Here is a 19893-nt window from a genome sequence, read left to right as displayed (position 1 = left end):
CGCCGGTGCGGCCTAGCCGTCGACCTCGACGGTCTTGATCCGCGCGGTGTGGCCGCGCACGATCGTGACCCGTGACTTCGAGACCCCGAAGTGGTCGGCGAGGACCTTCGTCACGCCGGCGTTCGCGGCGCCGTCGACGGCCCGCTCGCGGACGAAGACGGTGAGCAGGCCGTCCTCGCCGGTCTCGACCAGCGGCCCCTTGGCCGAGCCGGGCTTGACGGTGATGCGATGGCGGGACACGCAGGCGAGGCTAGTCGCAGGTGGTGTGTCCCTCAGGCGCTGGCACTGACCCGGTTGACGAAGTCGGCGAGGTTGCGGACCAGCCGTTCGACCCGCTGCTCGGTGCTCAGGGTCTCGCGCACCGTCGAGATCTCGGTCTTCAACAGCCCGCGGACGTAGAGCGAGCAGCGCAGGTCGGAGCAGAGATAGGTGCCGAGGGTGTTGCCCTGGCGCCCGGCCTTCCCGGCGCGTGGTGCGACCAGCAGCGAGACGCCGCCGGAGTGCTGGCTCAGGCAGATCGAGCACATGCTGCGCCGTGGCCCGGGTGGAGTGGAGGGCGCTCGGAGGGCCAGGCCGCGGAGGCGGTCATCGACGACCGTGACGAGGTAGCCCTTCGCCGGCGCTTGTGGATCACGCCAGCCCAGGTAGTCCAGATGCTCCCAGGGCTGGTCGGCCAGGTCGCGGGGGAGGTACATCCGGCCAGCCTCACCCTTGGAGACGTTGAGCATGCTCGTGCGCAGGTCGCGCTCGGTCAGGGGGCTCATGTCTTCAGAGTAGGTTTCCTAATACTGTTAGGCAAATCATTAATTCGCTAAGGTGATGCCATGGTGCGGCGGGGACTGACGGCGGAGGGGATCGGCGTCGAAGGTGCCGACCTGGCTGATGAGGTGGGACTGGCTGAGGTGACGATCAGTCGGGTCGCCCGCCGGCTCGGGGTGCGCGTCCCGAGCCTCTACGCGCACCTCGCCGGCACCGAGGAGCTGATGCTGTGGGTCACCGCGGTCAGCCTGGACGACCTCGCCGAGCGGGTCTCCGCCGAGATCGCCGGCCGTTCCGGGATCGAGGCGCTGCGGGCGTACGCCGACGCGTTCCGCGCCTTCGCCCGGGAGCATCCGGGGCGCTATGAGGCGAGCCGGCGGCGGGTGGCGGGTGACGCTGAGGGGCTGGAGACGGCCCGCGAGGCGGCGATCAGCGCCGGTCGACGGCACGCTGAGCTGGTCGCGGCGCTGCTGCGCGGCTTCGCGGTGACGGGTGATGACGTCGTGCACGCGACCCGCCTGATCGGCTCGGTGATCCACGGCTTCGTCAGCCTGGAGGCGGCGGGTGCCTTCGACCACAGCACTCCGGCGCCGGAGGAGAGTTGGCATCGCGCCCTCACCGTCCTGGCTGGCACGCTGGGGGCATGACCCGGTTCATCTTCACCACCGCGACCACGCTCGACGGCTACCTGGCCGACCCGCAGGACTCGCTGGACTGGCTCTTCGCCGTCGAGGGCGGTGAGGAGTCGCTCGTGGAGATGGCCGGCTTCGTGCACGGTGTCGGCGTCTTGGTGGAGGGCTCCACGACCTACCGCTGGGTGGTCGAGCATGAGGACCTGGCCGCCCAACCGGACAGGTGGCAGGCGTTCTACGGCGACCGGCGCACCTTCGTCTTCACCTCCCGCCCCGACGAGCAGCCCCGCATCCCGGGCGCCGACGTCGCGTTCGTCTCCGGCCCGGTCGCCGACCATCTCGATGCGATCGTGGAGGCGGCCGACGGAAAGAACGTCTGGATCATGGGCGGGGGAGACCTCGCCGCCCAGTTCGCCGCGGCAGGCCGCCTCGACGAGCTTCGGCTCTCGATTGCCCCGGTGCTGCTCGGCTCCGGCGCCCCGCTCTTCACCGGCCGGCTGGAGTCGGACCGCCTGCGCCTGGTCGAGACGCACCAGACCGGGCAGTTCCTCTCAGCGGTCTACACGGTTGCCTGAGGCGGCTCAGACGCCTCAGGCAACGGCGACGGTCGCCTGGCTGGCGGTCTTCGCCACCAGCACCGAGGCCGCGACGGCTTCGTCCTTCGTCGGGTAGCCCTCGCTGATCAGAAGGACGACGTCGGAGCCGGTCACGAGGCGGAAGTGCCAGTCGCCACCGGCACCGAAGACCTCGAAACGGGCGCCGTGACGGTCGGCCGGACCCGTGGACGACTGCGGGCCGAGCGCCTGGAACCGAGCGAGCTTCTCCTCGCTGGTGAGGTCGGGGTCGGCGATCCAGTCGGTCACGTCCTCAGTGTAAGTCGACATTCTCGGATTCTCGCCCGTTGGATTCTCGGAGCTGTCGGTTGGGTGGCCCGTCAGTGGATGACCGGGTCCTCACCTCGCCTCTCCTACTCGTCGAGGAGACGGCTCAGGCCAGGGTGAGGCAGTCGGCGAGGAACCGCATCAGGGAGGTGGCGTCGTCGGTGGTGAAGAGGGTGTCGAGGGCGACGTTGAACTCCAGGCGGCGGGCGTAGGGCACGTTGAGGGCGTCGTAGCCCTCCCGCAGCAGGATCCCGCTCGCCACGAGACGGGCCGTGCGCTTGTTGCCGTCGACGTAGAACTGGGTGCGCGCCGCCGAGGCGAAGTAGATCAGCGCCTGCAGTCGTGGGTCGGGTGTCTCGGCCAGGCGGGCGAGCAGGGTGGCGTGGCGGGCGATCAGGTCGGCGCCGCCGGTGCCGTGGTCGACACCGTCGACGGAACCGCCGTCGGCGAGGCGTACGGCGCCCCCGCCCCGGGCGTTCCCCTCGCCGCGGAAGTGGCCCGACTCGATCGCCTCATGGCGGGCGATCAGTGCGTGCAGGGTGTCACTGACCTCCTTGGTGGGGCTGAACGTGCCGTCACCGACCAGGGCGTCGAGGGCCGTGTACCCCTCCGACAGCGCGATGATCTGGCGTTCGTCGGACAGCGGCTTGCCGCCGACGGTGACCCCCTCCAGCAGCGTGCGGACCTCGGGCAGCGTGTAGGTGTTGCCCTCCAGGCGCGCGGCATTCCAGATCAGGTCCGGCAACGAGGCGCGGAATCGCGCGCGGGCACGGTCGACCGGTCCGGGATGGATCGCGCTGAGGTCGAGGGCGGCCGTGTCCCAGGTGATCCCGGTGTCAGCGAGCTGTCCTGCGGCACGGCGGCGGTCGGCGCGCCCGGTCCCCGCCGTCGCCGTCGTCGGGGGTGGGGCGGCGGACGGTGCCGGGCGGGGCGGTCCGAAGCGGCGGCGTACGTCGTCGGAGGAAGGCATCGTGACTCCTCAGGTCCAGGTGGTGAGCCAGGCACGAGTCTCGTCGGCGGCGGTGCCGCCGAGCCCGAGACAGTCGATCGCGGTCTGCATCGGGGTCACGTAGTTCAGGTGTGCCGCCTCGTGTCCGGCGGCGAAGAGCCAGTCGGGGGCCGGGGCGAGGACGATGGCAGCGCGATGGGCGGGCGCGGTGTCCAGGTCGGCCAGATGACGTCGTACGCCGTGCGGGTCGCGCACCCACACGACGGTCTGATCGGGGACGGGAGCGTCGAAGGACGCGGCGGCGGCCGGCAGCCCCGCGCGCCCTGACAGAGCCCACGGCCCGCCGTCGGTCGAGGCGGCGCTGGCGATCCGGCCCAGAGTCACCGCTCCGGGCGCGAGGTGCACCGCGCCGGGGAGGCGGTCCGGCGCCGCGGCCTGGCCGGCCTCGGTGAGGACGGCGATGGGATCCAGGCCGGTGGGGGTGGTCGCCCAGGCGGTGAGCCGGTCGGTCCACGGGCCGGCGACCTCGGCCAGGGCGTCCTCCCCGTTGAGCAGGAAACGCGCGGCCGCCGCTGCGCCGAGGGTCGTGGCGGTGCTGGCAGTGACGGTGGCGGTGCGGCCCACGGCGGCCAGCAGGTCGTCGAGGGTGTCCAGTGTCGCCGCGGTCTGCCCGGTGAGGATCCGCCCGATCGTCGAGGTGGAGACCCCGCTGCGGGCGCTGACCTCGCGCAGCGTGAGGTCGGAGGTCGCCAACGACTCCCGCACCACCTCGGCCACGCGGCCCCGCAGTCCTGTCTCCATAGATGGGATCATAGATGATGTGTGCCCATTTATGGAGACATGCTGTCTACTCGTCGAGGAGACGCTGGAACAGCACGTGGTCCTCCCACTGCCCCTCGATCAGCAGCAGGCGGCGGGCCAGGCCGATCCGCTCGAAGCCGGCCCGGAGCAGGACCGACTGGGAGCGCTCGTTGTCGACCAGGGTGCCGGCTTCGAGGCGGTGCAGGCCGAGGTCGTCGCGGGCGACCTCGATCATGGCGGCGACGGCGCGGGAGACCAGGCCGCGGCCCTGGCCCGCGGCGGCGATCCAGTAGCCCAGGTTGGCGCTCTGGAGGGGGCCGCGGACGATGTTGGACAGCGACACCTGGCCGACCGGGTGGCCGGCGTCCACGATCATCAGGGGCACGTCGAGGCCGGCGCCGAAGCGGGACAGGGCGTCGTCGATCGCTGCCTCCTGGCCGGCGAGGGTGAAGTACTCCTCGGAGCGCTCGGGGCCCGATCGGGCCAGGTGGGCGCGGTTGGCCAGGCGCAGCTCGGTCAGGGCGGCGGCGTCGGTGGCCTCGATCAGGCGCAGGGCGGCACCGTCGCCGAGGTCGCGGGGGTGCACCGTCGGACGGGAGGTCACGCCGGGAACGCGATCCCGGTGGTGGCGTGGCAGCGGTAGCCGTCGGGGACCCGGTCGAGGTACTGCTGGTGCATCGGCTCGGCGGGGTAGTACGTCGGCACCGGGCGGATCTCGGTGGTGATCGGGTCGAAGCCGCGGCGCTCCAGCTCGGCGCCGTAGACCGCGGTGAGCTCGCGCGCGGTCGCCTCCTGCTCCGGGGTCGTGTAGTAGATCGCCGAGCGGTACTGGGTGCCGACGTCGTTGCCCTGGCGCATGCCCTGGGTGGGGTCGTGCACCTCGAAGAACGTCTTGACCAGGTCGGCGTACGAGATCACCGACGGGTCGAAGACGATCCGGATCGCCTCGGTGTGGTTGGTTCGCCCGCTGCAGACCTCCTCGTACGACGGGTTCGGGGTCGTCCCCCCCTGGTAGCCGACCGACGTGGTGTAGACCCCGGGCTTGGCCCAGTAGATCTCCTCGGCTCCCCAGAAGCAGCCCAGGCCGAAGTACGCGACCTCCAGGCCCTCGGGCGTGGTGCCGTCGCCCGGCGTGGCGTCCAGGCGGGTCCCCAGGACCCGGTGGCGCTCGGGTAGGTTGAAGAACGATTCCTCGCGACCCGCAAGCGTCGCGTCAGCAGGGAAGAGCTTCGTCGGGCGACCGAACATTCGGACAGACCTCCTGGTAGATGGGGTACTCACCTCAACCGCTAGGGGGCCTTCTTCGTTCCCGTCCCCCTCACACGGCGAAGTTGCTAGACTTCTCTGATACCCAAAATCGAAGCAGGAGTATCTCCATGTCGCAGCAGACTGACACCTCGGCATCCTCGACCGTCTGGATGAGCGCCACCGCGTTCGCGGCCCTCACCGCCAAGCTCGAGGACATGAAGGGTCCCCAGCGCGAGAAGATCGTCGCTGAGATCAGTGCTGCCCGGGACGAGGGCGACCTCAAGGAGAACGGCGGCTACCACGCCGCTCGTGAGGCCCAGGGACGTCTCGAGCTCGAGATCACGCAGCTCACCGCGATGCTGCTCAAGGTCGACACCACCGAGCCGGCCAAGGACGGCATCGTGGCCCCCGGCAAGATCGTCACCTTCAAGTTCGAGGGCGATGACGACGACGAGGCCGAGGTCCGCCTGATCGCCTCCATCGAGATGGACGAGTACTCCGACGGTGTCGAGATCAGCTCGCCCCAGTCGCCCGTCGGTGCCGCGCTGCTCGGTGCCTCCGCCGGTGACGTCGTCACCTTCGAGGGGCCGCGCGGCCCGCTCAAGGTCGAGGTGCTGAAGGTGGTCCCCTTCGAGGGCTGAGGCCTCACCGCACGGCGACGGCCTCAGCGCGCGTCGTTCTGGCCCTTCGCCGTGCACCCGACGGACTCCAACGTCGTCGCGGTCCGCTCCGTGCGGACCGAGACGGCGTTGACTCCGTTCACGGGCACGAACGCGAACTCGCCGACGGTGGTGTGGTCCTCGGCGGTGGCGCGCAGCACGCAGCGCGGGTTCTCGGCGCCGTCCTTGAGCTTGACCTCGACGGTCGCGCTCACCGAGTGCGAGTCGACGACCTTCCAGGTGGTGAGCTTCGAGGTCACCGCCGGGTTGGACTTCACCGCGATCACCCAGACCAGCCAGATCGCCAGGGCCACGAAGATGACGACGCCGATCACGGCGAAGACCTTCGACCACGGCGACGGGTTGGCGGCGTAGCGCGCGCTGACGCGGGACTGGTCACTCACCCCCTCATCGTCGCATCTAGGATGGAGCGCATGGTTCAGCACCCCCGCGCCGATGCGTGGGCGGGCATGCGCTTGATGCACGTCCATGCTCACCCCGACGACGAGTCCAGCAAGGGCGCGGCCTCGACCGCGATGTACGTCGACCACGGCGTCGACGTGCACGTCGTCACGTGTACCGGTGGCGAGCGTGGGTCGATCCTGAATCCGAAGATGGACAGACCCGGGATCCTGGAGAACATCCACGAGATCCGGCGCCAGGAGATGGAGCGCGCCCGCGACATCCTCGGCGTCAGCCAGGACTGGCTCGGCTTCGTCGACTCCGGCTGGCCCGACGGGGACCCCAAGCCGCCGCTGCCCGAGGGCTGCTTCGGTCTGGTCCCGGTCGCCGAGGCGGCGCTTCCGCTGATCGCGCTGATCCGGCAGTTCCGGCCGCACGTCGTGACGACGTACGACGAGAACGGCGGCTATCCGCACCCCGACCACATCCAGTGCCACAACATCACGGTGGAGGCCTTCGCCAAGGCGGCCGACCCGGAGTACCACCCCGAGCTGGGGGAGGCCTGGCAGGCACTCAAGCTCTACTACCACCACGGCTTCAACCGACCCAAGGCCGTCGCGCTGCACGACGCGATGGTCGCCCACGGGCTGGAGTCGCACTACGCCGAGCGGCTGGAGAAGTGGACGAAGGACGACGCCTGGGACGCGCGGGTCACCACCCACGTGCCGTGTGCGGAGTACTTCGGCGTGCGCGACCAGGCCCTGCTGGCGCACGCCACCCAGATCGACCCCGACTCCTGGTGGTTCGCGACGCCGCGCGAGCTGGAGAAGGAGACCTGGCCGACCGAGGACTACGAGCTCGTCACGAGCTTCGTCGAGACCACGACGCCGGAGGACGACCTGTTCGCCGGCATCTCCGCCGAGAACCGCAGCGCCACCGGCGCTGAGCACAGCTGAGAAGGACCCGTCATGCTTCCCGAGATCATCCTGCACCTGTCCGACCCGATCCCCGAGCCCGCCGACGTCAAGGCCGGCTGGACCGCGTTCATCATCTTCCTGCTGCTCTTCGTCGGGGTCGTCCTGCTCGGCTTCTCGATGGCCCGCCAGTTCAAGAAGACCGAGCGCAACCGTGACGCCGGCATCCTGCCGACCCAGAAGCCGCGAGTCGACTCCTCAGGGAACCCTCAGAATCACTGACACGTTGGCACCTGCATGGTGCTGAAAACGTTTGGGTGGTCCTTCGGGATCACCGTGGCGGCCCTCGTCGGGTCGTTGTTCCTGTGGGGTCCGACCGGGGCGGCGCTGATCGCCATCCTGATCGTGCTGGAGGTCTCACTGAGCTTCGACAACGCGGTGGTCAACGCCAAGGTGCTGGAGCGGATGAGTCCGTACTGGCAGAAGATGTTCCTCACCGTCGGGATGCTGATCGCCGTCTTCGGGATGCGGCTGATCTTCCCGCTGGTGCTGGTCGCGTTCACCGCCGGCCTCGGCCCGATCGAGGTCTTCAAACTCGCTCTCGACGGGGGTCCGGCCGACCAGGTCGGCACGTACGCCTACGAGCTGCACCACGCCCACCCGGCGCTGGCCTCCTTCGGCGGGATGTTCCTGCTGATGCTCTTCTTGAACTTCATCTTCGACGACCACGACTACAAGTGGCTGCACTGGATCGAGCGTCCGCTCTCCCGGGTGGGCAAGATCGACACCGTCGAGGTGATCGTCGGTCTCGGCGTGCTGCTGCTCGCCACCCAGTACCTCGCCGACGGGTCGCACACCGTGCTCGTCTCCGGGGCGCTCGGCATGCTGGTCTACCTCGCGGTGGACTCGCTCGCGGCGTACTTCGAGGGCCAGCACGAGGCGACCGAGGAGGCCGAGGCCGCTGAGGCGGCGGCCCACCCGGGTCAGGCGATCAAGCTCGCCACCGGCAAGGCGGCGTTCATGCTCTTCATGTACCTCGAGGTGCTGGACAGCTCGTTCTCCTTCGACGGCGTGATCGGTGCGTTCGCGATCACCTCGAACATCTTCGAGATCGCCATCGGCCTCGGTGTCGGCGCGCTCTACATCCGGTCCCTGACCATCTTCCTGGTCCGTAAGGGCACGCTCTCGGACTACGTCTACCTGGAGCACGGGGCGATGTGGGCGATCGGTGCGCTCGCCTTCATCCTCTTCCTCACCCTGCAGTGGGAGATCCCCGAGGTCGTCACCGGCCTGATCGGGGTCTGCTTCATCCTGGCCTCGCTGGGCTCCTCGCTGGCCCACCGCAAGCGTGAGGGAGCACTGGCCTAGCTGTCGAGGTTCGACCGTCTACGACCCCGGTCGTCATCTTGCGATGGCGGCCGGGGTCTTTTTTCGCGCTCAAATCTCGTTATCTGACACATGGGTCTCACATGTTGGGATTCGATTTCCCAAGCGGGTCGCTAATCACTAGTTTTCCACTCGACTTTTAATAGTAAGAAGGGGAGTGGGTCGTGAAGTGGCCTGATCTGGCGGTTCTCGTAGCCGTCGCTGTCGTGTTCGTGGGCATCCATCTGCTCCGTCGTCGACAGGTGAACTTCGGTCTCCTGACCATCGGCGCGCTGGTCATCGGCGTGCCGATCGGGCTGGTGGCCGGACGGCACGTCGAGTACGTGCAGCCGATCGGACGGATCTACATCAACGTGCTGATGGCCTCGGTCGCGCCGTTGATCGTGGTCGCGATCATTTCCTCGGTCGTCTCCCTCGGAAGCCTCGCCAAGCTCCGTAGCATCGGGCTCCGCTCGGTCTTCTGGCTCCTGCTCAGCAACGCCCTGGGAGTTGCGGTCGCCCTTGGTGTCGGACTGGCGATCGGCACCGGGACCGGAGTGCACGAGAAGCTCGGGCAGCAGCAGCTCGACGTCCTGGAGAACTCTGTCCAGACCTTCACCGATGTGGTCGTCGGGTTCTTCCCGGTCAACGTCGTCACGGACCTCGGGGCGAACCACATCATCCCGATCATTCTGATCGCGGTCACCGTCTCCGTCGCCTACCTCACGCTCGCGGAGGAGCAGGAGGAGAAGATCCGGCCCTTCGCCGACGGGATCGAGGCACTGCGCCTGGTCGTCTTCAAGGCGGTCGGCTTCGTGATCGGCCTGACGCCGTACGCCATCGTCGCGCTCACGGTCACGGTGGTGGCCTCCACCACGCACCTCCAGCACACGTTCTGGTCGCTGATCGGGCTGCTCGCCATCACCTGGGGTGTGTGCGCGGTCCACACGTTCGTGATCAACGGGGTCGTACTGCGGGTCTTCGCTGACGTCGCCCCCCTGGCCTTCTTCCGCAAGATCTTCCCGGCCCAGCTGACCGCGCTGACCACGCAGAGCAGCGTCGGGACGCTGCCGGTCACGACCGACGTACTCACCCGGCGGGTCGGGGTGCATCCCGAGATCGCCCACTTCACCGCTCCACTGGGCACCACCATCGGGATGCCCGGGTGCGCCGGGATCTGGCCGGTGCTGATCGCGGTGTGGGGGATCAACGCCTACGACATCAGCTACTCGCTCCAGGACTACCTGGTGTTGGCCTTCCTCGGTGTGATCGTCTCGATCGGTACCGCCGGCGTGCCCGGCACTGCGACGGTCGCGGCCGCCACGGTCTTCGCCGCTGCGGGCCTGCCGCTGGACTTCATCGCTGTCACCCTGCCAATCAGCACCATCGCTGACATGGCCCGCACGGCGACCAACGTCACTGCAGCGGCGGTCAGCGCCACCGTTGTGGCTCGCCAGACCGACCTGCTTGACGACGCCATCTTCGAGGGGGTCGCCGAGTACGTCGAGCCGTCGCGCGGCACCCACCGAGCCGACGTGGTCGACGGCTCGCTCGACGTCTCGGCCGGTGACCTCGCCCTGCTCGCCCCCTCTGCCTCTGTTGCGTCCTCCTCCATCGAAAAGAGTCTGCTGTGAACCGCTCCCTTGCTCGTCTCCTCAGTGTCGCCGGCGTCGCCACCATCGTGGTGCCGCTCAGCCTGACCGCGGTCTCGGCCCAGGCCGCCTCTGTCTCCAACCCCGCCGACAATCCGCACAAGATCACCGTGGTGGGCGACGACGGCCAGACCTACACCGACGGCCAGGACACGCTGCCGGGCTACGACGACTACGAGTGCGGGTACATCCCGGGCACCTGGTACGACTTCGACAACAACAAGATTCACTATGCCGACGGCACTGTGGTGAGCTGGACCGAATGGGACCGGATCGCCGGCTACGCGAAGTGGAAGGCAAAGCAGGCCTCGGCCAGTGCCAAGCCGACGCCGAGCGCTGCGGCCACTGCGGCCAGCGGCACGTCGACGTCGTCAGCCTCGAAGGGCGGCGCGGCCATCGGCTCGAAGGCCGGCACCTCCACCGGCACCAAGGCTGGCACCACGAGCAGCACCTCGAAGCCGAAGAGCACGGCGACGACTGCCGCTCCGACCGCCACCGCCACCGCCACCGCCACGGCATCGGTTGAGGCCTCGCAGAGCACCGACGCGGCCGACACCGTCGCGGACAAGGCTTCGGCGACGGCTGCGGCCAGCGCGAGTGCCGCAGCGGCGACGGCCTCCGCCGGAAACGGCGACACCACCGAGGCCGCAGCCGAGACCGTCGACGCCGTGCTGGCCTCGGGTCAGACGAAGGGCTCCGAGGGTGGCTCCTCGGGCACTGGCGTGGCCATCATCGGCGCCATCGTCGTGCTCGGCGCGGCCCTGGTCGGCGGCAACGCCGTCGTACGCCGCCGCAAGGCCTCCTGAGCACCGCCGCTCAGCCTCCCTCTTCTCACAACCGACCGTGCTGGGCACGGCCGGCGGGCCGGGTGCGCCCACTCCACCTCTCCATCACCTCGAAAGGCTCCTGATGTCCACCACACGGACCCGTGCCGCCTCGGCGCTCGTCGCCGCCGCGCTCGGCCTCACCCCGCTCGCCCTCGGCGGCGTCACTGGAGCGGCCCACGCCGCCTCCCGGTCGGCACTGACCTCGGTCGATACGACCTACCTGTCCGACACCCTCGGGCTGCCGAGCTCGACCATCGTCGAGACCGTCACCTACGACCGGTTCCAGTGGCTGCTGCAGCAGCCTGGTCAGTACGCCTTCCTGATCGGCGATCCCGCCGACGCTGGCTTCAAGGTCAACGCCGTCGCTGTCGATGCGGCGGCGCGCGCTGCTGGCGTGCGTACCGTCTACTGGTTCGACCCGAACCTGTCGGGCTACACCGACCAGCGCAACCTCGACACCCGGAACCCGGCGGGGATCGGGCTCGCCGCGAGCTCGCAGACGGTCTTCGGCAACACCTGGAAGCACCTGCTGGGTGCCTACCTGGGCAACGGCATCAAGTCCACCGCCGCGTCCACGAGCTCCGTGACGATCGGCAGCGACGACAGTGTGGTCAACGACGCCGTCGATCCGCTGTTCGACTACCGCAGCGGGCACAGCGCCGTGGCGGGGAGCAGCGACGACCTCTTCTTCGTCTACGACAAGGACCACACCAGCGCCGGTGCAGCGGACAAGATCCTGTCTTGGACCGACCTGTCCGACGCCGCCGACACGGCTGCGGTCACGACCGGTGTGACGACCGTGCTCGGTGCCGCCGGCGGTGGCGCCGCGATCGACGCCCTGGACCAGTTCCACTGGTGGAAGAGCGCAGCCAACGGTAAGCACGCCGCCTCCTATGCCGACACCCAGCGCTACGGCGGCGACCTTCTCACCGACGCCGACGCCGCTGATGGCTGGCGGATCAAGCAGGTCACCTATCCCGAGCTGCTCCACCTTCTCGATGCCAAGGAGAGCGCACAGCAGAACTTCGCGCTGCTCTTCGGCGGGACCTGGTGCCACAACACCCGAGCGGTGCTGAAGGACGTCAATGCTCAGGCCCAGGACAACGACGTCAAGGTGGTCTACAACTTCGACCTGGTCCTCGACGGCGGGACTACCAACGGGACCAACGGCGGCAGCAACCCGATCCATGTGCGGGACAACGCCAACTCGGGCACGACCACGAACTTCAGGCCGTCGTACCTGTACGGCGACCTCGTCCGGACCTACCTGAAGAACGTCGTCACCGAGTACGACCCCAACAGCGGCTCGCGGGTGGCGTACTACCCCAAGGGCGACACCACCGCGTTCCCGGACGTGGTGCGCAAGCTGCAGGTGCCGTTCCTGGTGAACTACCAGCGGGGCACCGGCGCCACGCCCGCATCCACTGCGGTGAAGCGTCAGTGGATCCAGCAGAACTCTGACGCCTCCACCGGTCTGGCGACCTTCAAGGAGTACATGTCCGAGTGGTGGTTCACGCATCCCTCCGCGCGACTCGGGCTCAACCCGACGTTCACCAGTGTGGCCAACCCCGGCTTCCCGACCGAGCTGACGGTGCCGGCCTCCGCCGACGCGGCTGAGGCCGCCCCGGACAGTGCCTATCTGACCGCCGCCGAGAAGACCACGCTCAGTGCCGGTGACCAGACCAGCGTCGTGGGCGCTCGCCGTGCCCTGGTCGAGCAGGCCCTGACCAACAAGGCCTTCGGTCAGGAGGCGGTCAGCAGGCTGAAGACGTTCTTCGGGGGCCTGCCGGGCGGCGTCGTCTCCGACCAGGTGGTCAAGGCCGTTCCGGCCACGGTCGGAACGGTGGCGCGGGTGAACCTCTCGATCGCCAACGACTACGGCCGTATCCCGACCGGTCAGGTGACGTTGAAGATCGCCGGCCGCACCCTGACCGCCACCGTCGCCAACGCGAGCGCCGCCTTCGCCGTTGCTGGGCTGCCGGTCGGTTCGCACGCCTTCACCGTCAGCTACACCGGTGATGACCAGATCGTCGGCTTCACCCGGACCGGCACCCTGACGGTCGCCAAGGCCAGCGTCACCAAGGTGAGTGGCAAGGTCACCAAGGTGCCGACCTCGAAGAAGGCGGGGGCCCTCGCAGTGACGGTGCAGACTCCCGCGGCGCTGACCAGGGCCACCGGTGCGGTCACCGTCACGCTGACCAAGGGGACCAAGGCGACCAAGGTCGCCGGCGTTGTGCGGGCAGGCAGTGCCACCGTCACCGTTCCCAAGCTGGCCAAGGGCACCTGGAAGGTGACGGTCGCCTACGCCGGTGACGCCACGTACCTCAAGGCGAGCTCGGCCACGACGACACTGAAGATCACGAAGTGACGGGCAGCACGCGCCAGTCCGGATTCACCCCGCGTGGCGCGTGCTGACCCACCCGCCGTCGGCCCCTCGAACGCAGATCACGCGATTCGAGGGGCCGTCGGCGTCTCCGCGCCAGAACACGATCCGGCGCGGAGTGAGGGCGAACCCCACCCAGGTGGGCGGTGCCTCGATGGTCGGGTGGGTGCCGTCGTACGCCGACCACACGGCGCGCCGGGTCGCGGCCGGCTGTGCGGCGAGACCGTCGTCGTTGACCTGGGCGAGGATCTGGAGATACCGGCTGCGCCCCTCGAACGCGGCCAGGCGCTCGGCCTCAGTCACCGGTACGACGTCACCGGTGACGATCACCTGACGGCCGACGTCGGCCCAGACGAAGGCCAGGGTCGCGCGCGGGTCGGCCCCGAGCTCGGCGGCCTTGCGACTGCGTGCGTCGGTGTGGAAGTGGATCCGCTCGCCGTCGAAGAGGGAGGCCAGCAGGTGGCGGGCGTTGGGGTAGCCGTCGGCACCGATCGTGGCCAGGGTGCCCAGCGGACGCACGGGGGTGTTCGCAGCACTCAGCCAGGCGCCGAGCAGGCCGAGCGGATCGGTGACGGCGCCGTCGGCGGCGTCCTCGGGGAGGTCGGTGCCGAACGCTCCGGGGTTGCCGACGCCGACGCCCGGCTGAGGCTGCTGGGTCATCGGCTCAGACCGCCGCGGGGTTGTGCTCGAAGCCGGCGATCTCGTGCAGAGAGGCGACCGCCTGGGCGACGCTGGCCTCGTAAAGCGCCTTGCCGTACTCGACCGTGGACTGGGTCGGGTCGCCGACGATCCCGGCCGGGCCGAAGTCGTTGGAGAGCCAGCCGAAGCTGACCGGCATGCCGTTGAAGCCGATGTACCTCAGCTCGGCGAAGTGCGGCGGCAGGTTGCGCTCGGCCAGGCTCAGGTCGACCAGCTCGGGGCGCAGGTACTGGATGATCGAGGTCTCCGCGGCACCGCCGTGGATGCCCTGGCCGCATTCGTCGAGGCCTTCGCCGGCCGGGGGTTCGGTGCGGATCAGGGACGGCATCGAGAAGGTCTTGAGGCCGTACTGCTTGCGGATCTCGCGCAGCACCACCTGGAGCAGGGCGGTGTTGCCGCCGTGGCCGTTGCAGAAGACCAGCGTCCCGGCCCCCATCAGGGCGACGGCCCGCCCGATCTCCAGGCAGGTCTTGTACATCGTGTCCCAGTCCAGCCAGACCGTGCCCGGTGCCCAGGAGTGCTCGTCGGACTTGGTGAAGGCCAGCGTCGGGAGCTGCCACACGTCGAGGCCCTCACTCGCGGCCTGGGCGACGGCGGCGGTGCCGATCTCGTCGGCCAGCAGGTAGTCGGTGACCAGCGGCAGGTGTGGGCCGTGGTGCTCGATCGCACCGGTGCCGACGACCACGATGGTGTCGGAGGTGAAGCGGGCGCCGACGGCGGGGCCGGCGAGTTCGACGAGCTTGCGGGAGGTGGTCATGTCAGTGTCCGTTCGTGGTGGTCGGCGTGGTCGGCGTGGTCAGCGGGTCGGCTGGGCCGAGGCGGTGGAGTTGCCCTGCTTGAGGTCGGCCGGGGCGCCGAGCTTGCCGGGGTTGAGCAGCCCGGCCGGGTCGGTGCGGGCCTTGAGGGCGACCAGGGCGTCGATGTCGTGGTCGACGTACCACTGGTGCGGGCTGTGCACGCGGACACCGAGCGCGGTCAGGGCGTCGTAGCCGGCATAGACGTCGTCGGCACCGGTGTAGGGCGCCGTCAGCATGCCGATCGGGCCGTTGTGGGCGGCCTCGATGTGGAGCAGGCCGCCGGGATAGACGGCCTGGACCTCGTCGATCCTGTCGATCAGGGCCTCGCCGCCGACCTCGACGTGGAACCAGACCTCGTCGGGGGTGTTCTTCTTCAGCCACCAGATCGGGTGGTTGTAGGAGAGCATCGAGACCTTGACGGAGTTGTTCAGCCCGCCGCGTACGTCGCTCACGGAGCCCCCCGCGGCGGTGATCAGCTCGGTCGCCTCGGCCACGGTGGCCGGGTCGAGGATCGCGCGCAGCGAGGCGGATCCGACCACGATCGCGGGGTCGGCGGGGAGCTTCGCGGCGATCGCGGCGGGGTCGCCGGAGACCAGCCGGGGGAGCGGTTCGAGGTCGCGCAGGGTGCGGATCGCGACCAGCAGCTCGGCCTGGGTGCCGAAGGTGGCGTAGAGCGAGGCCCAGTCCTGGAGCGGCTCCAGGCGGACGGTGCAGCGCACCATCACCCCGGCGGTGCCGTAGGTGTGGACGAAGGTCTGCGCCTCCTCGCCCTCGAGGTGGACGATGGTGGGCTCCTCGCCCGGGAGGGCGACGTCGAGGGCGACCACGAAGCCCTGCCAGTTGGAGCCGTACTTGATCGAGCCGGTGCCGCCCGAGCCGCCGCCGAGGAAGCCGGCGACGGTGGACTGGGCGGTCGAGGGGTACATCCACAGCTGCTGGCCCTGGGCCGCGGCCGCCTGCTCCAGGGCGACCATCGTGGCGCCGGCCTCGGCGGTGATGGTGCCCTCGGTGACGGCGAGGATCGCGCGGGCCCGGGTGGTGTCGAGGATCAGGCCGCCGGCCATCGGGATGCCCTGGCCGTAGTTGCCGGTGCCCTTGCCTCGCGGGGTGAGCGGGACGCCGTGCCGGGTGCAGGCCGCGACCACGACCGCGATCTCCTCGGCGCTGGTGGGGTAGGCGACCAGGTCGGCCAGGCCGAGCGGGAGCAGCTCGGAGATGATCGGCGACATGGTGGCCTCGTCGACCGACGCGCGCTGGCGGGTGGCGAGATCGCGGGAGACGCCACGCTCGCCCAGGAGGGTGACGAGCTCGTCGTACAGGGCGTCGATCGCGTCGGCGGAGGCGTGTGGCAGGTCAGGCATGGGGATCCCCTCGATGTTGGTGTGATCAACATTGAGGATGGCAAGGTCACGTTTCGCCGGCGTAACGGCTCCGTAGCGATCACGCACTAACCTGCCGGGATGGTCGATCCCGCCGCACCCGAGGGCCGCGCCGCCCTCGACGACTCCGTTGCCCGCCTGGGCGGCCGGATCCGCGAGCTGCGCCACGAGCGCGGGCTCACCCTGGTCCAGGTGGCGCAGGACTGCGACCTGTCGCACCCGTTCCTGAGCCAGATCGAGCGCGGCCTGGCGCGGCCTTCGATGGCCTCGCTCTACCGGATCGCGCAGACCCTCGGCACCACCCAGCACGCCCTGCTGGCCGCCAGTGCGGCGAGCACCGGGGAGGGGGCCGCCATCCGGCGGCGTACCGAGGAGGCACCGGCGGAGTCGGGCGGCGCCGCGGTCCATGCCCTGGTCGACGGGGAGCGACCCTTCGTCCCCCTGGAGTTCGTCGGCGCCTCGACCGCGCTGGGGGAGACCTGGGTGCACGCCGACGACGAGTTCGTCTACGTGGTGGCGGGGCGGCTGGTGATCGAGATCGCGGGGGAGCACGCCACCCTGGAGGCCTACGACTCGGCGTACGTCCCCGGCGGCACTGCCCACCGCTGGGCCTCGGCCGACGGCGAGCCCTATCGCCTGCTGGTGGTCAAGAACGGCCTCGGACATGCAGCGGGGGCCGACAGCTGACGCTGCCGGCCCCTGCCGTCGAGGTGGCTCAGGCTCAGAAGCCGAAGCCGATCTTGGTGTCGAGGAACTCGTTGGTGAACAGGTCGGTGGCCTTGAGGCCGTCCTTGACCGAGGAGTCCTTGGACTTGGTGTAGATCGGGACCGCGACCTCCATCAGCTTGGTGATCCGGGCCTCGTCCTGGTCGCCGACGTAGCCGTTGTCGCCGTCGGTGGCGATCTTGAGGTCCTTCATCGTCTTCACCGCGTAGTTCGCGACGTCCTCGCTGTAGGTCCAGCCGTTGTTGTACTTGTCGACCAGCTCGACGATCAGCTTGTTGGTCGTCGACGGGTCCTTGAAGTAGTCGACGTCGGCCTGCTGCATCACCGGCACCAGCGCCTTGAGGCAGCCGCTCAGTGAGCTCACGTCACCGGTGCGGACGGCCATCGTCTCCGGGTACGGCGACCACGCGGTGTCCGCGATCTGGGCGAACTTCACCGGCTTGCCCCAGGCCTTCACCTCGTGCTCGTAGATGTAGGGCTCGGCGGTGGCGAAGCCCTGCTGCGCGGCCTTGCCCTTGTCGGTGACGAACTTCGACGGGGTGCCGTCGTAGGAGCCGTCGGTGACCGACTTCGGGATGATCCCGGCGCCGACCAGGTACTCCATGTAGGCGGCACCGTTGAAGTAGCGGACCACGCTCTTGTCCTTCTCCAGCGCGGGGCCCAGGTCGGCGATCGAGGTGACGTCGGGGTACGTCGCCGGGTCCCACATCAGCATCATCGCGCTCTTGTCGTTCTCGGCGAAGACCCCGGTGGTCGGCATCGTCTTGGAGAACTGGATCGCCTCGTCGGTGGTGACGTAGCCCAGCGTGATCGACTTGTCCTGGTACATCTGCGAGGAGACGTTCTGGTAGCCGATCGCCGGACCGCCGGCGCGGATCTCGATCTTGACCCCGGTCGGTGCGCCGGCGGCGTACAGGTCGCCGGTGACCGACTTCTTGTCGGCGTCGATCTTCGGGTTCGGGCCGAGCAGCTGGTACAGGTGGCCGTGGTCGGCCTCCGGGTTCCAGTCGGTCTGGACGACGACGGTCGAGGGGCAGCCGGCGGCGGCGAGGTCGACCGAGCCGGTGGCGGCCGCCGACGTGGTCGACTCGGCGGCCTTCGAGGAGTCGGAGTCACTGCCGCACGCGGTCAGCGTGAGGGCGGACAGGGCGAGGGACGCGGTTGCAGCCAACACGCGGGAGGTGGTGCGCATGATTCTCACTTTCGATGGGGCTTCGATGGGGTGGGAATGGTGGTCAGCTGAAGTCGTGCCAGCGACCGACTGCGAGCCGTCCGAGCAGCCCGAAGAGGAGGAAGACCGCGATGCCGAGGAAGGCGGCGGTCAGCATGGCGGCCCACATCGTGGGGCCCTCCAGACGCGAGGCGCTGACCTGGATGAGGACACCCAGACCGCCCTTGCCGCGCTGGAAGAACTGGTCCGCGACGATGGCGCCGATCACGGCCATCCCGGCCGAGGTGCGCAGTCCGACGAACATCGAGGGCAGCGCCGCCTTGAACTGCAGCTTCTGCAGCATCGTGAACCGGCTGGCCTGGTGCAGGGCGAAGAGCTCACGCTGGCCGCGCTCGGTGGACTGGAGACCGAACAGCGTGTTGGAGACCATCGGGAAGATCGCGATGATCACCGTGACGATGATCCGGGAGCGGAACTCGTAGCCGAACATGGCGCCGATCAGCGGCACCAGGGCGAGGATCGGGATGCACTGGAGCACCACGGCGTACGGGTAGAGGGACTGCTCGGCCCACTTGGCCTGGGCCATCGCCATCGCCCACACGACGCCGATCACGATCGCGATCATCAGGCCGATCAGGGTCACCTGGCTGGTCTGCCACAGCGCCGAGAGCAGGTCGCTGCGGGTCTGGGAGTCGGCGAAGCCCGAGGACCACACGTCGTGCGGATAGGGGACCAGGTAGCCCAGGTCGCGGGAGTCCTCCCAGTGCGCGACCAGGTACCAGACCCCGACCAGCAGCGCCAGGACGATCACCGGGCCGGCCCAGCGGGCCGAGCGGGACAGGACGGAGGACTTCATCAGTGGTGCTCCCTCAGGGCTTCGGAGACCTCGCCGACGATCTGGGCGAACTCGGGGGTGAACCGGAGATCGGGCGTGCGGGGCATGTCGAACGGGATGTCGTAGGTGCCGGCGACCTTCCCCGGCCTGCCGCTCATCACGATCACCTTGGTGGAGAGGTAGACCGCCTCGGCCACGGAGTGGGTGATGAACAGGCCGGCGAATTTCTTGTCCACGAAGAGCCGCAGCAGCTCGTCGTTGAGACGCTCGCGGGTGATCTCGTCGAGGGCGCCGAACGGCTCGTCGAAGAGGAAGAGCTCCGGGTCCAGGACGAGCGAGCGGGCCAGCGAGACCCGCATCCGCATGCCGCCGGAGAGCTGCTTGGGCAGCGACTTCTCGAAGCCGCTTAGCCCGACCAGCTCGATCGCGTCGGCGGCCTTGGCAGCCCGGGTGGCCCTGCTCATCCCGTCGAGCTCGGCGAGCAGCTCGACGTTCTTCGTCACCGTGCGCCAGGGCAGCAGGGTGGCGTCCTGGAAGACGTAGCCGATCCGGTCGGTGTGGACCCGGTTGTCGCCGTCGCTGGGGGTCTCGAGACCCGAGGCGATGCGCAGCAGGGTCGACTTGCCGCAGCCGGAGGGACCTACTACCGAGACGAACTCGCCTCGGGCGACGGTGAGGTCCACCCCGTGGAGGGCGACGGTCCCGTTGGGGAACGTCATCTCCGTGTTGCGGAAGTCCAGCAGCACACCGGGGGCGCTGGGTTCGGTCATGTGGGAGTCCCTTCGCAGAGCAGGGTCGGGCGGATCAGGATGAT

The 19893-nt window shown here is 69.2% G+C and carries 24 protein-coding genes; 10 read left to right on the top strand and 14 right to left on the bottom strand.

Annotated features, from left to right (window positions below; all coding sequences use genetic code 11):
• Window positions 1-12: 12 nt before the first annotated feature.
• Window positions 13-240: a DUF167 domain-containing protein gene (locus Q1V88_RS02750; RefSeq protein ID WP_300677569.1), complete on the bottom strand. Its 228-nt coding sequence runs from the start codon at window positions 238-240 to the stop codon at window positions 13-15.
• Window positions 241-272: 32 nt separating this feature from the next.
• Window positions 273-764 carry an FBP domain-containing protein gene (locus tag Q1V88_RS02745; RefSeq protein WP_300677567.1) on the bottom strand — a complete coding sequence of 164 codons (492 nt, stop codon included), beginning with the start codon at window positions 762-764 and terminating at the stop codon, window positions 273-275.
• A gap of 60 nt (window positions 765-824) precedes the next feature.
• On the opposite strand from Q1V88_RS02745, the gene Q1V88_RS02740 reads away from it, so the two are divergent.
• On the top strand, window positions 825-1406 hold the full coding sequence (locus Q1V88_RS02740; RefSeq protein ID WP_300677565.1) for a TetR-like C-terminal domain-containing protein: 582 nt from the start codon (window positions 825-827) through the stop codon (window positions 1404-1406).
• Window positions 1403-1966 carry a dihydrofolate reductase family protein gene (locus tag Q1V88_RS02735; protein ID WP_300677563.1) on the top strand — a complete coding sequence of 188 codons (564 nt, stop codon included), beginning with the start codon at window positions 1403-1405 and terminating at the stop codon, window positions 1964-1966. Before Q1V88_RS02740 ends, Q1V88_RS02735 begins: the two co-directional genes overlap by 4 nt.
• A 15-nt stretch (window positions 1967-1981) precedes the next feature.
• On the opposite strand, the gene Q1V88_RS02730 is transcribed toward Q1V88_RS02735, so the two are convergent.
• The 5 genes from Q1V88_RS02730 to msrA all read right to left on the bottom strand — a co-directional run bounded on the left by Q1V88_RS02730 (window position 1982) and on the right by msrA (window position 5270).
• Complete coding sequence (locus tag Q1V88_RS02730) at window positions 1982-2275, bottom strand: YegP family protein (protein ID WP_300677562.1); 294 nt, start codon at window positions 2273-2275, stop codon at window positions 1982-1984.
• A 103-nt stretch (window positions 2276-2378) separates the two neighbouring features.
• Window positions 2379-3242 (bottom strand): hypothetical protein, encoded by an 864-nt coding sequence (locus Q1V88_RS02725; RefSeq protein ID WP_300677561.1) that lies wholly within the window; start codon window positions 3240-3242, stop codon window positions 2379-2381.
• A 9-nt stretch (window positions 3243-3251) separates the two neighbouring features.
• Window positions 3252-4022: a helix-turn-helix transcriptional regulator gene (locus tag Q1V88_RS02720; protein ID WP_300677559.1), complete on the bottom strand. Its 771-nt coding sequence runs from the start codon at window positions 4020-4022 to the stop codon at window positions 3252-3254.
• Window positions 4023-4068: 46 nt separating this feature from the next.
• On the bottom strand, window positions 4069-4626 hold the full coding sequence (locus Q1V88_RS02715; protein ID WP_300677557.1) for a GNAT family protein: 558 nt from the start codon (window positions 4624-4626) through the stop codon (window positions 4069-4071).
• Window positions 4623-5270 (bottom strand): peptide-methionine (S)-S-oxide reductase MsrA, encoded by a 648-nt coding sequence (gene msrA, locus Q1V88_RS02710; RefSeq protein WP_300677555.1) that lies wholly within the window; start codon window positions 5268-5270, stop codon window positions 4623-4625. Before msrA ends, Q1V88_RS02715 begins: the two co-directional genes overlap by 4 nt.
• A gap of 128 nt (window positions 5271-5398) precedes the next feature.
• Between msrA and greA the strand changes: the two genes are divergently transcribed.
• Complete coding sequence (gene greA, locus Q1V88_RS02705) at window positions 5399-5911, top strand: transcription elongation factor GreA (RefSeq protein ID WP_300677552.1); 513 nt, start codon at window positions 5399-5401, stop codon at window positions 5909-5911.
• A gap of 23 nt (window positions 5912-5934) precedes the next feature.
• Here greA and Q1V88_RS02700 read toward each other — a convergent pair whose 3' ends face one another.
• Complete coding sequence (locus Q1V88_RS02700) at window positions 5935-6333, bottom strand: DUF4307 domain-containing protein (protein ID WP_300677549.1); 399 nt, start codon at window positions 6331-6333, stop codon at window positions 5935-5937.
• Between the two features lie 30 nt (window positions 6334-6363).
• Here Q1V88_RS02700 and mca point away from each other — a divergent pair, with 30 nt between their 5' ends.
• The 6 genes from mca to Q1V88_RS02670 all read left to right on the top strand — a co-directional run bounded on the left by mca (window position 6364) and on the right by Q1V88_RS02670 (window position 13457).
• On the top strand, window positions 6364-7287 hold the full coding sequence (mca, locus tag Q1V88_RS02695) for a mycothiol conjugate amidase Mca (protein WP_300677547.1): 924 nt from the start codon (window positions 6364-6366) through the stop codon (window positions 7285-7287).
• A 12-nt stretch (window positions 7288-7299) separates the two neighbouring features.
• Window positions 7300-7527, top strand: a complete 228-nt coding sequence (locus Q1V88_RS02690; protein WP_300677545.1) for a hypothetical protein — start codon at window positions 7300-7302, stop codon at window positions 7525-7527.
• A gap of 15 nt (window positions 7528-7542) precedes the next feature.
• On the top strand, window positions 7543-8613 hold the full coding sequence (locus Q1V88_RS02685) for a DUF475 domain-containing protein (RefSeq protein ID WP_300677542.1): 1071 nt from the start codon (window positions 7543-7545) through the stop codon (window positions 8611-8613).
• A 182-nt stretch (window positions 8614-8795) separates the two neighbouring features.
• A complete protein-coding gene (locus Q1V88_RS02680; protein ID WP_300677540.1) occupies window positions 8796-10244 on the top strand; it encodes a dicarboxylate/amino acid:cation symporter in 1449 nt (482 codons plus the stop codon).
• On the top strand, window positions 10241-11068 hold the full coding sequence (locus Q1V88_RS02675) for a hypothetical protein (RefSeq protein WP_300677537.1): 828 nt from the start codon (window positions 10241-10243) through the stop codon (window positions 11066-11068). Before Q1V88_RS02680 ends, Q1V88_RS02675 begins: the two co-directional genes overlap by 4 nt.
• A 103-nt stretch (window positions 11069-11171) precedes the next feature.
• Complete coding sequence (locus Q1V88_RS02670) at window positions 11172-13457, top strand: Ig-like domain-containing protein (protein ID WP_300677534.1); 2286 nt, start codon at window positions 11172-11174, stop codon at window positions 13455-13457.
• 24 nt (window positions 13458-13481) lie between these two features.
• Here the strand turns inward: Q1V88_RS02670 and Q1V88_RS02665 are convergent, their stop codons facing one another.
• From Q1V88_RS02665 to Q1V88_RS02655, 3 genes are read right to left on the bottom strand one after another with little or no spacing between them, the layout of a single operon-like run.
• Window positions 13482-14132: a pyridoxamine 5'-phosphate oxidase family protein gene (locus Q1V88_RS02665; protein WP_300677531.1), complete on the bottom strand. Its 651-nt coding sequence runs from the start codon at window positions 14130-14132 to the stop codon at window positions 13482-13484.
• Window positions 14133-14136: 4 nt separating this feature from the next.
• Window positions 14137-14928 (bottom strand): creatininase family protein, encoded by a 792-nt coding sequence (locus Q1V88_RS02660; RefSeq protein WP_300677529.1) that lies wholly within the window; start codon window positions 14926-14928, stop codon window positions 14137-14139.
• A 39-nt stretch (window positions 14929-14967) separates the two neighbouring features.
• Complete coding sequence (locus Q1V88_RS02655; protein ID WP_300677527.1) at window positions 14968-16329, bottom strand: FAD-binding oxidoreductase; 1362 nt, start codon at window positions 16327-16329, stop codon at window positions 14968-14970.
• Between the two features lie 99 nt (window positions 16330-16428).
• Here Q1V88_RS02655 and Q1V88_RS02650 point away from each other — a divergent pair, with 99 nt between their 5' ends.
• Window positions 16429-17034, top strand: a complete 606-nt coding sequence (locus Q1V88_RS02650; RefSeq protein ID WP_300677524.1) for a helix-turn-helix domain-containing protein — start codon at window positions 16429-16431, stop codon at window positions 17032-17034.
• Between the two features lie 34 nt (window positions 17035-17068).
• Here Q1V88_RS02650 and Q1V88_RS02645 read toward each other — a convergent pair whose 3' ends face one another.
• From Q1V88_RS02645 to Q1V88_RS02635, 3 genes are read right to left on the bottom strand one after another with little or no spacing between them, the layout of a single operon-like run.
• Window positions 17069-18265 (bottom strand): ABC transporter substrate-binding protein, encoded by a 1197-nt coding sequence (locus Q1V88_RS02645; RefSeq protein ID WP_300677522.1) that lies wholly within the window; start codon window positions 18263-18265, stop codon window positions 17069-17071.
• A gap of 43 nt (window positions 18266-18308) precedes the next feature.
• Entirely contained in the window at window positions 18309-19100 is a 792-nt protein-coding gene (locus Q1V88_RS02640; protein WP_300677519.1) for an ABC transporter permease, read from the bottom strand.
• Window positions 19100-19849, bottom strand: coding sequence for an ABC transporter ATP-binding protein (locus tag Q1V88_RS02635; protein ID WP_300677518.1), 750 nt, complete (start codon window positions 19847-19849; stop codon window positions 19100-19102). Before Q1V88_RS02635 ends, Q1V88_RS02640 begins: the two co-directional genes overlap by 1 nt.
• Between the last annotated feature and the right edge of the window lie 44 nt (window positions 19850-19893).

This window comes from Nocardioides sp., from assembly GCF_030150155.1.
Taxonomy (GTDB): domain Bacteria; phylum Actinomycetota; class Actinomycetes; order Propionibacteriales; family Nocardioidaceae; genus Nocardioides.
This window is presented reverse-complemented; position numbering and strand designations above follow the sequence as displayed.

Coding starts and splice junctions, on each gene's coding strand:
- Q1V88_RS02745 (WP_300677567.1), bottom strand. CDS start 764: ATGAGCCCCCTGACCGAGCGCGACCTGCGCACGAGCATGCTCAACGTC.
- Q1V88_RS02740 (WP_300677565.1), top strand. CDS start 825: ATGGTGCGGCGGGGACTGACGGCGGAGGGGATCGGCGTCGAAGGTGCC.
- Q1V88_RS02735 (WP_300677563.1), top strand. CDS start 1,403: ATGACCCGGTTCATCTTCACCACCGCGACCACGCTCGACGGCTACCTG.
- Q1V88_RS02730 (WP_300677562.1), bottom strand. CDS start 2,275: ATGTCGACTTACACTGAGGACGTGACCGACTGGATCGCCGACCCCGAC.
- Q1V88_RS02725 (WP_300677561.1), bottom strand. CDS start 3,242: ATGCCTTCCTCCGACGACGTACGCCGCCGCTTCGGACCGCCCCGCCCG.
- Q1V88_RS02720 (WP_300677559.1), bottom strand. CDS start 4,022: ATGGAGACAGGACTGCGGGGCCGCGTGGCCGAGGTGGTGCGGGAGTCG.
- msrA (WP_300677555.1), bottom strand. CDS start 5,270: ATGTTCGGTCGCCCGACGAAGCTCTTCCCTGCTGACGCGACGCTTGCG.
- greA (WP_300677552.1), top strand. CDS start 5,399: ATGTCGCAGCAGACTGACACCTCGGCATCCTCGACCGTCTGGATGAGC.
- mca (WP_300677547.1), top strand. CDS start 6,364: ATGGTTCAGCACCCCCGCGCCGATGCGTGGGCGGGCATGCGCTTGATG.
- Q1V88_RS02690 (WP_300677545.1), top strand. CDS start 7,300: ATGCTTCCCGAGATCATCCTGCACCTGTCCGACCCGATCCCCGAGCCC.
- Q1V88_RS02685 (WP_300677542.1), top strand. CDS start 7,543: ATGGTGCTGAAAACGTTTGGGTGGTCCTTCGGGATCACCGTGGCGGCC.
- Q1V88_RS02670 (WP_300677534.1), top strand. CDS start 11,172: ATGTCCACCACACGGACCCGTGCCGCCTCGGCGCTCGTCGCCGCCGCG.
- Q1V88_RS02665 (WP_300677531.1), bottom strand. CDS start 14,132: ATGACCCAGCAGCCTCAGCCGGGCGTCGGCGTCGGCAACCCCGGAGCG.
- Q1V88_RS02660 (WP_300677529.1), bottom strand. CDS start 14,928: ATGACCACCTCCCGCAAGCTCGTCGAACTCGCCGGCCCCGCCGTCGGC.
- Q1V88_RS02655 (WP_300677527.1), bottom strand. CDS start 16,329: ATGCCTGACCTGCCACACGCCTCCGCCGACGCGATCGACGCCCTGTAC.
- Q1V88_RS02650 (WP_300677524.1), top strand. CDS start 16,429: ATGGTCGATCCCGCCGCACCCGAGGGCCGCGCCGCCCTCGACGACTCC.
- Q1V88_RS02645 (WP_300677522.1), bottom strand. CDS start 18,265: ATGCGCACCACCTCCCGCGTGTTGGCTGCAACCGCGTCCCTCGCCCTG.
- Q1V88_RS02640 (WP_300677519.1), bottom strand. CDS start 19,100: ATGAAGTCCTCCGTCCTGTCCCGCTCGGCCCGCTGGGCCGGCCCGGTG.
- Q1V88_RS02635 (WP_300677518.1), bottom strand. CDS start 19,849: ATGACCGAACCCAGCGCCCCCGGTGTGCTGCTGGACTTCCGCAACACG.